Consider the following 15342-nt stretch of genomic DNA (forward strand, 5'->3'; position numbering starts at 1 on the left):
ATGTCACGTTGAGACCGGCGCCACCTTCACTAGAGCCCGGCCGGCCCGGCTCCCCGGTCCCCTCCCCAGGGACGTCACGAGGAGTCACAGATAGTGAGATCGAGCAACAGATCACGCACCACGGCTTTACTCGTGGCGGCACTGGGTGTGAGCGCACTGCAGGGCGCTCCACCCGCTGCCGCTGATCCGGCCCCCCACCGCGCCGCCACCGCCGGGACTGCGACCCCGGCGGTGGCGGCGGCCCCACCGACGACGCCGCGTGACTCGGCGTACGCCCCGCCCGACGCCCGCGCCCGGACCCGGGCCGTCGGCCTCGCCGACCGGGTCCTGACCGAGCGGGCCGGGAGCCTGCGCACCGGTGACGGCGACACCTTCGAACGCCCCACCACCGTCTTCGGCCCTCAGGGCCTGCAGTTCATGACCTACAAACGCCTGCACCGGGGCCTGCCGGTCTACGGCGGCGACGTGATCGTCGCCACCGACCGCGAGGGCACCGAGGTGACCACCGTCACGACCGGCCAGCGAGCACGTCTCGACGACGTCGGGACCCGGCCCGCCGTCACCGCCGAGCAGGCCCGCGCCACCGCGCGCAAGCTGCTGGGCACCGTCACCGGCCAGACCGACCCCCGCCTGGTGGTGCACGCCGCCGGTGCGCGGCCCCGCCTGACCTGGGAGACCGTCGTCACCGGCGCCTCGGCGGACGGCCCGTCGAAGCTGCACGTCTACGTCGACGCCGCCGACGGCTCGGTCGCCGACCGCTGGGACGACGTGCGCCGCGGTGTCGGTCACTCCTTCTACAACGGCGACCCCGTCTATCTCGACACCTCGGGCTCCTCCGGCTCCTACAGCCTGACCGACGCCACCCGGCCCGGCCTGAGCTGCGCGGCCCCCAACGGCACCGTCCTCACCGGTGCCGACGACGAGTGGGGCGACGGCTCGGTGCCCGACCTGGAGACCGCCTGCGCCGACGCCCTGTTCGCCGCGCAGCACGAATGGGACATGGCGCGCGACTGGCTGGGCCGCGACGGCTTCACCGGCGACGGCCGCGGCTTCCCGATCCGCGTCGGACAGAACTTCCCCAACGCCGTCTGGACCGGCGACGGGGTGTGGATCGGCCGCAACCAGAGCGGCACCAAGCAACTCACCTCCCTGGACGTGGTCGGCCACGAGTACGGCCACGCCGTCTACGAGAACACCAGCGGCGGCAACGGCAGCGGCAACGAGAGCGCCGCGCTCAACGAGTCGACCGGCGACATCCTCGGCGCCCTCACCGAGCACTACGTCAACCACCCGCCCGAGCTCGACGAGGCCGACTACCTGGTCGGCGAGGAGGTCGACTTCGGCGGCCCGGAGCCGCTCCGCAACATGTACGACCCGGCCGCCCTGGGCGGCGTGAACTGCTACACCGAGCAGACGCCCGGACAGCCGACCTACGAGGCCGCGGGCGTGCAGAACCACTGGTTCTACCTGCTGGCCGAGGGCAGCCGCCCCGTCGGCAAGCCCCAGAGCCCGGTCTGCGCGGGCGAGGGCGTGGGCGGCATGGGCATCCGCAAGGCCGGCCAGATCTACGTGACCGCCCTGAACCTCAAGACCGCGCCCTGGACCTTCGTCAAGGCCCGCCTGGCCACCGTGCAGGCCGCGCGGGCCATGTTTCCGGGATGCGCCGAGGTCCGGCAGGTCAAGGACGCCTGGGACGCGGTCGGCGTCCCCGCGACCGAGGGCGAGCCGGGCTGCCCGCCGGAGACCCAGGACTTCTCGGTGAGCCTGGACGAGTCGAACGGCGTCGTCGACCAGGGCGCCTCGGCGACGGTGCGGCTGCGCACCCAGACCGTGGGCGGCCAGGGCCAGTACGTCGACCTGACCGCGGAGGGCCTCCCCGAGGGCGCGACCGCCGCCTTCTCCCCCGGCCGCGTTTCCAGCACCGGCGACTCCACGATGACGGTCACCACCTCGGCGGCGACCCCACCGGGCACCTACACCGTCATCGCCCGCGGAACGGGGACCTCCGACCGCACGAAGGGCGTGTCCCACACGGTGAGCTACCGGCTGACCGTCACCCCCGCCTCCCCGCCGGACGCCTTCTCCCTCACCCTCGACCGGGACCAGATCAGCGTCGACCGCGAGACCACGGCCACGCTGACGCTCACCACCGCGACCACGACCGGCACCCCGCAGCAGGTCGCGCTCACGGCCGTCGGCCTGCCCGACTCGGTCTCGCTCACCTTCAACCCCGCCAAGATCACCACAGGGCAGAGCACTCGGGTGACCATCCATCCCTCGAAGCTGACGCCGTTCGTCGCCTATCCCGTCACGATCCGCGCCACCGGCGCCGTCCGCCGTACGGCCGCGCTGCGGCTGACCGTGCGCGACCCTCGTCCCGACGACTTCTCCCTGACGCTCCTGCCGCCCAAGGCCACCGTCGAGGCCGGACAGGTGATCTCGACCGCCCTCAGGACCTCGACCGTCGCGGGCGCCCCCCAGAAGGTCACCGTCACCGTCTCCGGGGCCCCGCCGGGCGCGACCGTGACGGCGAACCCCGCCTCGATCACCAGCGACGCCTACAGCGGGATCAAGGTCGTCACGTCCGCGACCACCCCGCCCGGCACCTATCCGATCACGATCACCGTCACCGGGTCGGTCACGCACTCGGCGACCTACACGCTGACCGTCACCCCGCGCACCATCCCCGCCTGGCGCCCCTACACCGCGTACGCGGTCGGCGACCAGGTCACCTACAACGGCACCACCTACCGCTGCGTGACCCGTCACACCTCCCTGCCGGGGTGGGAGCCGCCCAGGGTGCCCGCCCTGTGGGCGCCGGTCCGCCCGGGACGCTGACCACGCGTTTCTTTTCCACTGATCAATCGTTTTACTGATTACTTTCCTGCGATCAGTCACTTTTCCGCCGGCCGGGCGATAACGTCCGGCCGGCGGAAAGCATGAATAGCGCTTCACCGCACCGGGTAAAAACTTCCCGTTATCCCCGCGAGACGGCCATGTCAGGTCATCCGACTCGTGATGATCTATCTCATGACCGATCCCCGGGAGATCTCTCCTCGCAGGGCCGGGGAACTGGGTATGAATCGGCCCATCTCCCGCCGCGACTTCTTCGACGGCGTGGCGGCGGTCGCGGGAGCCGCGGCGCTGGGCTCGTTCTCCCATCGCGTCGGCGGGGACGTCCCCGGGCCGGTCGGCGCCCCGGGCACGCGGCCACCGGAGATCCTGTCCGAGACGTGCCATCCACCGGTCATGACGGGGCTGCGGGGCGACACCGCCGAGACCCTCGGCGTCCCCCACGCGCTGCGCGACAACCGCTTCTGGAGGCACGCGGGCCCGCCGGAGCCCACCGGCGAGCGGTACGACCTGGTCGTGGTCGGCGGCGGGATCAGCGGGGTCGGCGCGGCCCACCGGTGGCTGGAGAGCGCCCCGGACGCGCGGATCCTGATCCTCGACGACCACGACGATTTCGGCGGGCACGCCCGGCGCAACGAGTTCCACCCGGCGGGCCGCCGGGGGCCGCTGATCGGGTACGGCGGATCCCGGTCGATCGAGGCGCCCTCGGCGTGGACCCCGGAGGGCAGAGACCTGCTCGGCAAGCTCGGCGTCCGGGTCCGCGAACTCGGCGGCCGTCTCGACCGGGGGCTCTACGCCGGTCTCGGAATGCACGAGGGCGTCTTCTGCGACCGGGAGACCTTCGGCTCCGACAGGCTCGTCGTCCCGCTCCCCGGCGGCGGGGACGCGCGGTGGATCGCCGAGCTGCCCGTCGCCGAGCAGGCCAGGAAGGACCTGCTCATGCTCTACGGGAGCCCGCCCGACTGGTTCCCCGGCCTGTCCGACGGGGAGAAGAAGGGACGACTGGCCGGGATGACCTACGCGGGCTTCCTCAGGGACGTCTGCCGGGTCCACCCGGACGTGCTGCGGTTCGTCCAGACCATGCCGAACGACGAGTGGGGCTACGGCTCGGACGCCCTCGGCGCGATCGACGCCTGGGCCGGCGCGGACGGGCACCGCTATCCCGGCTTCCGGGGGCTGGGGCTCGACGGCTCCGCGCCCTCCGCGTACAACTCGCCGGGCGTGATCAGGAGGTGGGGCGCGGAGGAGCCGTACGTCTGCCGCTTCCCCGAGGGCAACCAGGCGCTGGTCCGGATGATGCTCGGCCGGATGATCCCCGGCTTCGCCTCGGCCGTCGACATGGAGGGCGTCACCACCGCGAGATTCGACTACGGCAGGCTCGACCTGCCGGGCAACCGGGTCCGCGTCCGCCTGTCCAGCCCGGTGGTCTCCGCCGCCAACGACGGGGACCCCTCGACCGCGACCGGCGCCACGGTCGGTTACTTCGACGGCGAGCGGGTCAGGACCGTCCGGGCCGCCAATGTGATCATGGCCTGCTGGAACATGGTGATCCCCTACCTGGTCGACGAGCTCCCGCCGGAGCAGAAGCGGGCGCTGCGCGCGGCCGTCAAGGTGCCCCTGCTGTACGCGACGGTCCAGCTGCGCGGGTGGGAGGCCTGGCGGCGGACGGGCGTCAGGCGCGCCCGCTTCACCGGCGCCTACTGGTGCGTGGCCGAGCTGCCCCATCCGGTCGGCATCGGGGACTACCGATGCCCCGCTGATCCCGGCGAGCCGATCACCGCGCACCTGGTCCACACGCCCGCCGTGGCGGGCATGTCACCGGCCGAGGGTTCGGTCGCCGGACGCCGCGCGCTGCTCGGGACGCCCTACGCCGCCCTGGAGTACGGCATCCGCGAGCAGCTGACCCGGCTGCTCGGGCCCGGCGGCTTCGATCCGGCCCGCGACATCCAGGCGATCACGGTCAACCGGTGGGGCCACGGCTACGCGCCGGAGTACGCCACCCCGTGGAACCTGGACTTCTATCCCCACGGCCCCTTCCCCGCCGAGCTGGCCCGCCGCCGTTCCGGCCGGATCGCGATCGCCAACTCCGACTCCGTGCCCGCCGCCTCCGCCGACGCGGCGATCACCGCCGCCTACCGCGCCGTGCTGGAGCTACAGGAGTGATCGCCGTCTACCGCGCCGTCGCCGGAGTCGCGGGCGTGGCCACCGCCTGGCACGGTGACCGCTTGCCTTCACCGTGTTCGTGTCCGTCAGGGCGCCGGTACGGCGAGCGGTGAAGCCGAGCGGATCGGCGCCGATGAACGGCGATCGGCCCGGTGAACGTGTCCGCTCCGGCACGACATGCCCGGTCGCCCGGTCACAGCGTCAGGTCGTGGGGCGTCGCAGACGGGTGAAGGCCCAGCTCATCCTGGGCTCGACCGCCCAGTGGGTCAGCCGTCGCACCGGGGCCGTGCACAGCAGGGCGGCGAGCCCGACCCCGAAGACCGCGACGGCGACGACCCCCGGCAGGGTGGTGGCCCAGTCGCCGTAGAAGCGCTCGGCGACCTTCACGACCAGGCCGTGGAGCAGGTAGGCGTACATGGTCGCCATGCCCAGCCCGGAGTACCAGGTGCGGCGGGACGGGGTGATCGCCAGGAACGCCGCGACCAGCAGCGCCCCCGCGGCCAGCATGCCCAGCCGGATCAGGCTGCCGGTGAGGTCGTCGACCCCGATCGCGTCGTTGGCGTGCCGCCAGCGGATCCACTCGGTCTTCACCGAGGTGTGCACGGCCAGCGCGACCCCCGCCCCCGCGACCAGCGTGACCGCCCCGGCCACCCTGACCCACCGCCGTTTGAGCCACTCGAAGTGCTCGGGGCGGAGCATGAGGCCGAGCACGTAGAACGGGAGCAGCCCGAGCGTGCGGTTCATCGACAGTTCGTCGGGCAGCCTGCTCATCCCCGACAGCAGCGACAGCCCGACCGCGACCAGCAGCGGCCACCTGAGCTGCTGCCAGACGGGGGTGGACAGCCGCCACAGGAACAGCGACATCAGGAACCAGGTCAGGTAGTACGGGTCGAGGAGGCTGATGTCCAGCTTGCCGTACAGGATTAGGCGGGGCAGCGAGTAGATCAACTCGAAGATCACGTACGGCACGGCCAGCGTGCTGATCAGCTTGCGCGCCTTCCCCGACGAGAAGGTGAAGTTCCGCGACAGGTAGCCGCTGAGCACGATGAACAGCGGCATGTGGAAGGTGTACACGAAGAAGTAGGCCGCGTGCGCGATCGGAACGTCCCGTAGTTCCTCGATCAGGTGCCCGGAGACGACCAGTGTGATCGCCAGGAACTTGGCGTTGTCGAAGAAGGGGTCCCTGATCGCCGAGGGGGAGGGGGCCACCCGGCTCGGGCTCGCGACGTTCACAGGGCACGGACCGTAGTCGTCCACGTTCAACGGGCGGCGAACTGCCGATGACTTCCCGAGGAACTTCCCTGCGGGGCGCCTGCCGCGCGGGGAACCCGGCACCGCGCGGGGCGAGGCCGGGTGGCCCGGTGACCTGGTCGCGGCCCGCTGGAGGCGCGGGCCGGGAGGGCGCCGCGGACCTGGTCAGGCCGGGAGGGGCCGCGGACCCGATCAGGCCGGGAGGGGGCCGCGGACCTGGTCAGGCGACGGTCTCGGCGCTGGCGTCCCACAGGGCTCTGGCCAGATCGGGGTCGGTCATGCCCCGGGGAACGGACTCCGGGACGCTCCTGGCGAAGTAGCGCCCGGGGTGGGCGGCGCCGTCGGGGTGGGTGGCCAGGTGGACCAGGGTGCTCGCGCCCTCCTCGGCCGTCTGGCCCATGCCGGGGATGTTCTTGGCCATCCACATCGTGAACGTCCTCGGCGCGAACTCGGTCTTGATCACGCCCGGGTGGAAGCAGGTGGCGCTCACCCCGGTGCCGGAGAGCCGCCGGGCCAGCTCGACCGTGAACAGCGCGTTGGCCTGCTTGGAGTCGCCGTACTGCAGCCAGCCGCTCCACCACCGCCGGCTCCGGTTCAGGTCGGCCGGATTGATGCGGCCCATCCTGGCCGCCCTGGACGAGGTGGTGATCACCCTGCCGGTGACGCGGTCGAGCAACAGGTTCGTCAACAGGAAGGGCGCCAGGTGGTTGACTTGAATCATCGTTTCGTGACCGTCTGGGGTGAGGGTCCGCGCGGTGGTCATGACACCCGCGTTGTTGACCAGGATGTCAATCCGCTCGTAGCGGGAACGCAGCTCGGAGGCGAGTTTCCTGACGTCTTCCAGCGAGGTGTAATCACAGCTCAAGATGTCCGGGAGAGAGCCCGAGACCGCCTTGACACGGTCGGCGACACCGGCCAGTTTGGCGGGGTTCCGGCCGACCAGAACAACCTGCTGCCCCTGGCCTGCGAGCTTGACCGCCGCCGCCTCACCGATTCCGGCACTTGCCCCGGTAATCACACTAATCATCTGATCCTCCACTGCGCAAAAACCTTATCGGTGCTAGTCTCCTGTGCGATCTTCCGGAGGCGTATCCATCCCCAAAGCAATGCGGGCCTCCACACACTCAGAGGTTGGGACGAGTGGGCATGGGCTCTGGAAACCGGTCAATTCGGTTCAAGATCTTTTTGCTGCTGCTCCTGCCCCTGTTATCGCTGAGCGCCCTGTGGGGTTTCGCCCTTAATCTGACCGTGGGCGATGGCGCCGCCCTGCTCCGGTCGAACACCCTCTACCAGACCGTCGGCCTCACCTCAACCGATCTGGGACTCCAGCTTCAGGCCGAGCGGACGCAGTCCTCCGTGGCGATCAGCTCCCGGGTCCTCACCAGCGGGATCGGCGAGCAGCGCAGCCGTACCGACCGGGCGGTCGAGAAGTTCCGCGCGGCGGCGCTCGCCGACGATTCCGGAAGTCCGGAACTCCGTTCCGCGCTGAACGGGGTGCTCCGCCAGGTCGACCGGCTGGCCTCCATCCGCTCCGGCATCGACACCGGCCGCAACGCCCGGCTCGACGTGCTGACGGACTACAACCGGATCCTGGACTCGGTCTTCCTCCTGTACGACCAGCTCGTCGCGGTCCCCGACCTGTCGATCTACCGGCAGGCCGCGGCCATGCAGTCGATGGGCAACGCCCGCGAGATGATCGCCAGGGAGAACGCCCTGATCAGCGGCGCCCTGATCGACTACCGTCTGACCGCGAGGGAGCGCGCGGCCTTCAACGAGTACGCCGCGACCAGGCGCTACCTGCACGCGCGCGGGCTGTCCGCCCTGGACGCCGAGCTGGGCAGGCCCTACCGCGAGACCTTCGACTCCACCGCCTTCGAGAAGTTCACCTCCCTGGAGAGGGCCATCGTGGCCGCCGACGGTGAGCGGCTGCCCCCCGAGGCGGAGCAGTGGAAGCAGACCACCGGCGGCCTGGCCAACTGGCTCGACCAGCTGGGCGTCTCCTCCTCCAACACCCTGTCGGACCGGGCCAGGTCGGTGGCCACCGGGATCATGGTCAGGATCGCGGTCGCGGGCGGCATGGGACTGATCGCGGTGATCGCCTCGATCATCCTGTCGGTCCGCTTCGGCCGCCGCCTGGCGGGCGAGCTGGCCGAGCTCCGCTTCACCGCCCTCGACCTGGCCGACGTACGGCTCCCGCGCGTCGTCGAACGGCTGCGGCGCGGCGAGGACGTCGACGTGGCCGCCGAGGTGCCGCCGATCAGCGCGGGCAGCTCGATCGAGGTCGGCGACGTGGCCCACGCCTTCGACTCGGTGGGGCACACCGCCGTCGAGGCCGCCGTCGGCCAGGCCAACCTGCGCCGCGGCGTCAGCCAGGTCTTCGTGAACCTGGCCCGGCGCAAGCAGAGCCTGCTCCAGCGCCAGCTCGCCCTGCTCGACAGCATGCAGCGCCGGGCGACCGACCCCGACAGCCTCGAAGACCTGTTCCGGCTCGACCACCTGACCACCCGCATGCGGCGGCACGCGGAGGGCCTGATCATCCTGTCCGGCGCCGCGCCCGGCCGGGCCTGGCGCAATCCGGTGGCGATCGTCGACATCGTCAGGGCAGCGATCGCCGAGGTCGAGGACTACACCAGGGTCAACGTGGCGCCGCTGCCCAGCACCGCGCTCGACGGCGCGGCGGTCGCCGACATCACCCACCTGCTCGCCGAGCTCATCGAGAACGCCACGATCTACTCCCCGGCGCAGACCACGGTGACCGTGCGCGGCGACGTCGTGGCCAACGGGTTCGCCATCGAGGTCGAGGACCGGGGCCTGGGCCTGGTCGCCGAGGAGTACGCGGCGCTCAACGAGCGGCTGGCCAACCCGCCGGAGTTCGACCTGGCGGACAGCGACCGGCTCGGCCTGTTCGTGGTCGGCCAGCTCGCCGCCCGGCACGGCATCCAGGTCATCCTGCGCAGCTCGCCGTTCGGCGGCACCACGGCCATCGTGCTCGTTCCCCGCGCGGTGCTCGCCGACGTCCCCTCCGCGCTCACCATCACCGCGGAGCGGATCGACGAGCGGCCCTCAGAGCTGTCGGGGCTGTCGGGGCTGTCCGAGTCCGGCGCGCCGGGCGCGCTGGCCCCCGCGCCCGCGTCCACGTCCTCCCGGGGGGGCCTGCCCCGCCGGACGAGGACGTCGCCCCCGGCGGTGTCCCACGAGGCGTCCGCGGCGGGATCCGCCTCTCCGGCCGCGCCCGCGACGGCTTCCTCCGCCACGACGGCTTCCTCCACGACGGCGGCCCCCTCGGCGCCCCCGGCGATGGCCCCGCTGGCGGCCCCGGTGATGTCCCCGACGGTGTTCACCGACCGCGGCTCCGCCGCCCAGCCTCCCGCCTCCCCCGCCCTGTCCGTGGTGGCCGACCGCGCCTCCCGCGAGGCGCCCGGCCGCCCCTCGGACGAGTCGGCGGTGGAGACGTCCCTCGGATCGGCCCCCGTACGCTCCGGGCCGGCCCCCGAGTCCACCGGCGGGCACGACGCGTCCGTCGGCGAAACCACCCGGCGCACGCCTGGAACGGCTCCTGAGGCCGCGTCCGGGACCACCGGACCACGAGCCCTGCCCCGCCGGATACGGCAGGCCAACCTGGCGCCGCAGCTCCGCCAGGATCAGCCCCAGCCGTCCTCCGAACCCGATCCCGAGCCGGAGACCGCGGAACGCTCACCTGACGAGGCACGGGCGACGTTCTCCGCCTTCCAGGCGGGTGCGCGGCGCGGACGTGAAGAAGACCGAAATGACCTTCGCACACCAGACGACAGGCGATAAGGGGGACTAATGACCGGAAAAGTTACTAGCACCGGCGAGCTCAACTGGCTCCTCGACGACCTGACCAACAGGGTGGGCGCGGTACGCCAGGCGGTGCTCCTGTCCACGGACGGGCTCGCCGTCGGTTCCTCCAAGGGCCTCAGCCGCGAGGACGCCGAACATCTGTCCGCCGTCGCCTCGGGCTTCCAGAGCCTGGCGCGCGGGGCCGGGCGCCACTTCGGCGGCGGTGAGGTACGCCAGACCATCGTGGAGATGGAGTCGGCGTTCCTGTTCGTCACGGCCGCCGGGCGGGGCACCTGCCTGGCCGTGCTGAGCGACGCGGACGCCGACGTCGGTCACATCGCCTACGAGATGGCGATGCTGGTCAAACGAGTCGGCCAGCACATCTCGACCCTGCCGCGCCAAGGGCTCTCGTGAGAGGACGAGTCGCCAGGCATGGAGTCCGCGGGCCGTCCCATCCCCGGCCCGAGGGCGGGGGAAGCGGATGACCCGGTGGATGGACGAGGAGGCGGGGCCCGTCGTCCGGCCCTACGCGCTGATAGGAGGCCGTACCAGATCTTCCGGTGACACGCTGGACCTGGTCGCCATGGTCACCGCGACCGGGACAGCCCCGTCCGGCGGGTTCGTCCCGGGACCTGAACAGGAACGCATCCTCTCCCTGGTCGTCGAGGCGACCTCGGTCGCCGACGTGGCGTCCGAGCTGGACCTGCCACTCGGCGTGGTCCGCGTTCTTCTCGGAGACCTCCAGGACCACAGGCTCATTTCGATCGGGCGCGCATCGGCGAGCGAGCGCATTCTCAAGGAAGTGATCAATGGACTTCGGGCCCTCTGACGAACCCGTCGCGCTCAAGATTCTCATCGCGGGTGGCTTCGGGGTGGGCAAGACCACGCTCGTCGGATCCATTAGCGAGATCCGTCCGCTGCGCACCGAGGAGGTCCTCTCCGACCGGGGCATCGGCATCGACGACGTCGAGGGCGTGGAGAGCAAGACCACCACCACGGTGGCGATGGACTTCGGCCGCATCACGATCCGGGAGGGCCTGGTCGTGTACCTGTTCGGCACCCCCGGGCAGGAGCGGTTCTGGTTCATGTGGGACGAGCTGTCCTACGGCGCGCTGGGCGCCGTGGTGCTCGCCGACACCCGGCGGCTGACCGACTGCTTTCCCTCGATCGACTACTTCGAGCAGCGCGGGACGCCGTTCATCGTGGCGGTCAACTGCTTCGACGGCGCCGAGAGGTACGACACCGAGGAGGTGCGGGTCGCCCTCGACCTGGACCCCGAGGTACCGGTGCTGCTGTGCGACGTACGGCGCCGCACGTCGGCCAAGACCGTGCTGGTGACCCTGGTGGAACACTCGCTGCGGGTCCTGACCGCCCAGCGCTGAGCCCCGCCCCGGGCGGCGCCCCGGACGCCGAGGCGCCGCCCGGAAGGCCCCGAAGGCCCGGGACGAGGTTCCCCGCGGATTCGGCCCGAGCACTCGAACGGCGCCTCACCGGCCCCCACAACCCGGCGAGGCGCCGTCCCCTGTCCGGTTTCCGGGTGGTCTCACGTGCTGTCGGCGATGCCGTACAGCAGGGCGTTGACCTCGCCTTCACGGTAGCGGTGCTGGCCGCTGGGGGTGCGGACGGAGGTGATCCGGCCGGTCCGTGCCCATCGGTTGACGGTCTTGGGGTCCACGCCGAACAGGCGGGCGACTTCTCCCGGGGTGAGGAGGCGTTCGGTGGCGCCGGTGCCCGTGGTGAAGGTGCCGTCGGAGCTGATGACCATGATGGCCGGCATGGGGAGTCTCCCAGGGGTGTGGGATGACGGACGCCGGGAGGTTTCCGGCGTGCGGGAACCGCCGTGGGTGTGCGGCCCGGGCCCTCCTTCCCAGGCCGCACGCTTGGGGCTACGGCAGGCCGAGTGAGGGGGGTGAACTCACTTTCCGCTCGCCGTACCGGTCTTCAGGAGCGCGGGAACCGAGGCACCACACGCGGCGAGACAAGAGGAAGAGGCCGGGAGGCCTGAGCGGTCAGCTTCCGTTCCAGTTCTTCGGCCGACTCCGCCCTGACCAGCGGTGAGACTCCGGCCTCGATCTCGTGCCCGCGAGGGAAGGCGCGACGGTAGGCGCTCCAAAGGCCCGTCGCCGAGTTGTAGAAGACCAACCAGCCGGGATGGGCCTGTTGCACGGCGTCGCATCCTCGGTGTGCGACACCGGACGCCGCCCCCTGCGGACCAGGACGCCCGATCATGACACCGCTCCCTGAACGGCGGCGGCGTGGCGGGCGATCTCCTCCTGCCGCTCCACCGCCGCCCGAACCTCCTCGAAGGTGTCGGCGTCCACCGCCGGCTCCGCCCCGGCCCGCAACGCGCCACGCGGGAAGGACTGGCGGCGGATGGCCCAGAACCGCCCCTTGTCACTGATGATCAGCCGCCAGCCGGGGATGGCCGGTGTGGGTGCTGCGGATCTAGCATCTTGCATGGGTCGGACCTCCGTTGTCCGATCAAGGACCCGTTCCGACGATGCGAGCGCCGGGCGGGTCCGCCTTATGTGACGAGGAAGAAGACACCGGGTGCGCTGTACGGCGCGGGCGGCCGGAGCGTCGGCGGGGCGGTTCCCGCCGCGCCGGGGGCGCGGGCGTGCGCGCGGACGCCAGGTGCGGAACGTCGGCTTCCGTCGCGCCGAACGGGTCTGGCGGCGGCGGGCCGTACGCCGAACCGTGTTCCGGGCCGGGGGAAGGGGCGATGGACCCGCCGGGGCAGCGGCGGCCGGGCGGGCCGTACGGCGGTCGCGGCGGGCGGCGGCTCCGGATCGTCGGCGGGAGCCGGGGTGAGGGGCTGCCGGGTGTCCGGTACGGCGGGCATGCCTCGCGGGCCGTACCGGCGGCGGGCCTCCAGGCGGGCGTTCATCAGCGCGCCGTCCGGCTGCGCGTAGTCGTGGTCCGGGGGCCGGCCGGGGCAGCCGTGCGCGTAGGGGGCGTGCCCGCACAGGGCACAGCCCATCGGCATGGGGGCGGCGTCGGCGAAGCAGCCGCAGTTGTGGATTGACGTGGTCCGGTCGAGGACCGGAGCACTAGGTTTGCTCACGGGTCAGGAGTGCCTTCCTGATCAAGGCCCCGGCCGGTGGGTGAGATCGCCGCGTCCGGGGCCGCTGTCGTTTTCGGGCTTTGTCAGTGAACCCCAGCGGAAACACGCTCCGTAACGGAAAATGCCGGAGAGAAGGCGGAGACTTTGTCTCCACCCCGGTGACTTACGGGCGGGTGATATAGCGGTGTCTTTTCCGGAATGCCCGGCATGGGCATCACGTTTGCGGTCCGAGCGTGAGAAGCGTGGCTGGAGCAAGAACGAAATGGCCCGCCACCTGCTCAGAGAGGCCGGATGCGACACTTCGATGGTCGCCTCTTTGTCCAGATCAATCCGTGATTGGGAGAAAGGTAAGCATTACCCACGCGACTGGGCAGTGACGTATGCGCGGGTGTTCGACCTCGATGAAGACGTCCTATTCTCCAAGAAAAAGGCGTCACACGAGGACGATGAGATGGAACGACGCAGACTCCTGCAGACACTCGCGACACTCGGCATCACTTCGTCGCCGATCTTCGACTCGCTCCAGACGATCCGGGACAGCGTCGGTCAGTCCCTGGGGCGGGACGAACGCCTCGATGTGGAGATGTGGGAGGAGACCGTTGCCGAGTACGGCTACAGCTACCTGCTGACTCCTCCGCAGCAGCTGCTCCGGGAGGTGGCGGCCGACCTCGTCGCGGTCAAGCAGGCGATGTCCCGCACCGGGAGTCGCGACCGGCTGTTCCGCCCGTGGTGCCGGGTGACCGGCGGCCTGTCGTTCCTCATGGCCAAGACGCTGTGCAATCTCGGCCAGTCCCGTCAGGCCCGCCCCTGGTGGGCGACCGCCTTGGACGCCGCCGAGCTTTCCGGTGATCCAAACTTGAGCATGTGGATCAGGGGAGAGCAACTGATTCACGGGCTCTACGACCGGCGTCCCACACCGGTCCTCCTGCGTCACGCCGACGCCGCGCTCGACGGATACGCCAGCTCCGCATATCGGGGAATCGTCGATATCTCGGGCGTCCGTGCGCAGTTGCTTGCGCTCCATGGCAGGCCCGCTGAAGCAGCGGCGGAACTACACCGTTGCGGTGAGATATTCGAGAAGCTGCCCGGATCGGTCGCGGGCGACGTCCACTCCATCGAAGGGTGGGGAGCCGACCGGCTGGGCTATACACAGGCGTGGGTGTACGCCTACCTCGGCGACCGTGATCAGCTTGACCAGGCCGTGAGCCAGACGCACAGAGCCTTGGGCCAGTCCGACCCCCGCCCCCGTTTCCGGGTCCAGTTGGCCCTCCTCCAAGCCATTGGATACGTACGCTCCGGCGATGTGACCGAAGGCGTCCGGCACGCTCAAGCCGTCTACGAGGCCTACCCGGTCGAGCATCGGACCACCATGGTGACCCGGCTGGCCGACGACGTCCTTGAGGCGGTGCCCGCAGCCGAACGGAGAGGGTCTTCCGTCGCCGGTTACCGGGAACTGCTCGCCTCCCCCGTGGACCGCAGGGCGATCACGTAAAGGGGGAGGCCGAGAGTATGGGTCGGCGCGCCGGTACCGGGATCTGATCGTTGCGGTGCATGAGCACCTTGGGCCCTGCCGGTGCGGAGCCGGCCTGACCGATGAAAGGTGAACTCGTCACGCCCGCATTTCTTGATCAGTACGGCATGACATGCTCTCCTGCTCCATCGCGCACTTCACGTCAGCAGCCGTCCAGAACCATTGAGTTTGGACTGGTCCTCTCTGGCTGGAACCGAGTCAAGCGTTTAGCGTGAGACGGGAAGTGGTTTGATCGGAAGGACGCGACATGGATCCGATCGTGTTGGCCGCTGGAACCGCTCTGGTGACGGCGATGGCCACAGACACCTGGCAGCAGGCCCGTTCAGGGGCGGTCGCGCTGTGGCGACGAGTGCGGCCCGAGCAGGAAAAGGCCGTTGAAGACGAACTGGCAGAGGTCCGCCTCCAGATCCTGGCCGCCCGCAGCGATGGAGACACTGATACGGAACGTGCGCTTGCCGGAACCTGGCAGATACGACTGCAGCAACTCCTGCGAGAAGACCCTGATCTCCTCAACGAGCTGAAGCAGGTGCTGGACAACGTTCTCACACCGGCCCTGTCCCTCAGTGAGCGAAAGCATTTCAGCGAAATCGCGATGAAGGCGACCGCCAGTGGTCAGGGCCGTGTGTATCAAGCCGGCCGGGATCAGCACATCACCGAGCGATGACAACCCACCGACGAC

Annotated in this window: 14 protein-coding genes; 8 read left to right on the forward strand and 6 right to left on the reverse strand. The window is 70.6% G+C overall.

The genetic code is table 11. From position 1 onward, the window contains the following. Positions 1 to 147 precede the first annotated feature (147 nt). Complete coding sequence (locus tag AB0N02_RS19780) at positions 148 to 2838, forward strand: M4 family metallopeptidase (RefSeq protein WP_363948320.1); 2691 nt, start codon at positions 148 to 150, stop codon at positions 2836 to 2838. A 192-nt stretch (positions 2839 to 3030) separates the two neighbouring features. Further along, positions 3031 to 5016: an NAD(P)-binding protein gene (locus AB0N02_RS19785; RefSeq protein WP_363948322.1), complete on the forward strand. Its 1986-nt coding sequence runs from the start codon at positions 3031 to 3033 to the stop codon at positions 5014 to 5016. 201 nt (positions 5017 to 5217) lie between these two features. Here AB0N02_RS19785 and AB0N02_RS19790 read toward each other — a convergent pair whose 3' ends face one another. Further along, positions 5218 to 6249, reverse strand: coding sequence for an acyltransferase family protein (locus tag AB0N02_RS19790; protein ID WP_363948324.1), 1032 nt, complete (start codon positions 6247 to 6249; stop codon positions 5218 to 5220). A 238-nt stretch (positions 6250 to 6487) separates the two neighbouring features. Next, positions 6488 to 7294, reverse strand: a complete 807-nt coding sequence (locus tag AB0N02_RS19795; protein WP_363948326.1) for an SDR family NAD(P)-dependent oxidoreductase — start codon at positions 7292 to 7294, stop codon at positions 6488 to 6490. Between the two features lie 221 nt (positions 7295 to 7515). Between AB0N02_RS19795 and AB0N02_RS19800 the strand changes: the two genes are divergently transcribed. The 4 genes from AB0N02_RS19800 (at position 7516) to AB0N02_RS19815 (ending at position 11450) form a co-directional block, all read left to right on the forward strand. Further along, entirely contained in the window at positions 7516 to 10065 is a 2550-nt protein-coding gene (locus tag AB0N02_RS19800; protein ID WP_363948329.1) for a nitrate- and nitrite sensing domain-containing protein, read from the forward strand. 9 nt (positions 10066 to 10074) lie between these two features. Continuing rightward, positions 10075 to 10482: a roadblock/LC7 domain-containing protein gene (locus AB0N02_RS19805; RefSeq protein ID WP_363948332.1), complete on the forward strand. Its 408-nt coding sequence runs from the start codon at positions 10075 to 10077 to the stop codon at positions 10480 to 10482. Between the two features lie 67 nt (positions 10483 to 10549). Continuing rightward, positions 10550 to 10897 carry a DUF742 domain-containing protein gene (locus AB0N02_RS19810; protein WP_363948335.1) on the forward strand — a complete coding sequence of 116 codons (348 nt, stop codon included), beginning with the start codon at positions 10550 to 10552 and terminating at the stop codon, positions 10895 to 10897. Beyond that, positions 10878 to 11450, forward strand: coding sequence for an ATP/GTP-binding protein (locus AB0N02_RS19815; protein WP_363948338.1), 573 nt, complete (start codon positions 10878 to 10880; stop codon positions 11448 to 11450). Before AB0N02_RS19810 ends, AB0N02_RS19815 begins: the two co-directional genes overlap by 20 nt. A gap of 161 nt (positions 11451 to 11611) precedes the next feature. Here the strand turns inward: AB0N02_RS19815 and AB0N02_RS19820 are convergent, their stop codons facing one another. The 4 genes from AB0N02_RS19820 to AB0N02_RS19835 all read right to left on the reverse strand — a co-directional run bounded on the left by AB0N02_RS19820 (position 11612) and on the right by AB0N02_RS19835 (position 13132). Next, on the reverse strand, positions 11612 to 11845 hold the full coding sequence (locus AB0N02_RS19820; RefSeq protein WP_363948341.1) for a BldC family transcriptional regulator: 234 nt from the start codon (positions 11843 to 11845) through the stop codon (positions 11612 to 11614). 164 nt (positions 11846 to 12009) lie between these two features. Further along, positions 12010 to 12297 carry a hypothetical protein gene (locus AB0N02_RS19825; protein ID WP_363948344.1) on the reverse strand — a complete coding sequence of 96 codons (288 nt, stop codon included), beginning with the start codon at positions 12295 to 12297 and terminating at the stop codon, positions 12010 to 12012. Continuing rightward, the gene (locus tag AB0N02_RS19830) at positions 12294 to 12527 is read right to left on the reverse strand and encodes a hypothetical protein (RefSeq protein ID WP_363948347.1); all 234 of its coding nucleotides are present in this window, start codon (positions 12525 to 12527) and stop codon (positions 12294 to 12296) included. Before AB0N02_RS19830 ends, AB0N02_RS19825 begins: the two co-directional genes overlap by 4 nt. Positions 12528 to 12592: 65 nt before the next feature. After that, positions 12593 to 13132, reverse strand: a complete 540-nt coding sequence (locus AB0N02_RS19835; protein ID WP_363948350.1) for a hypothetical protein — start codon at positions 13130 to 13132, stop codon at positions 12593 to 12595. A 388-nt stretch (positions 13133 to 13520) separates the two neighbouring features. Here AB0N02_RS19835 and AB0N02_RS19840 point away from each other — a divergent pair, with 388 nt between their 5' ends. Together AB0N02_RS19840 and AB0N02_RS19845 are read left to right on the forward strand one after the other, a co-directional pair. After that, positions 13521 to 14624, forward strand: coding sequence for a hypothetical protein (locus tag AB0N02_RS19840; protein ID WP_363948352.1), 1104 nt, complete (start codon positions 13521 to 13523; stop codon positions 14622 to 14624). A gap of 286 nt (positions 14625 to 14910) precedes the next feature. Next, complete coding sequence (locus AB0N02_RS19845) at positions 14911 to 15327, forward strand: hypothetical protein (RefSeq protein WP_363948354.1); 417 nt, start codon at positions 14911 to 14913, stop codon at positions 15325 to 15327. Positions 15328 to 15342 lie beyond the last annotated feature (15 nt).

This window comes from Streptosporangium sp. NPDC051022, assembly GCF_040683035.1.
In the GTDB taxonomy this organism is placed as follows: domain Bacteria; phylum Actinomycetota; class Actinomycetes; order Streptosporangiales; family Streptosporangiaceae; genus Streptosporangium.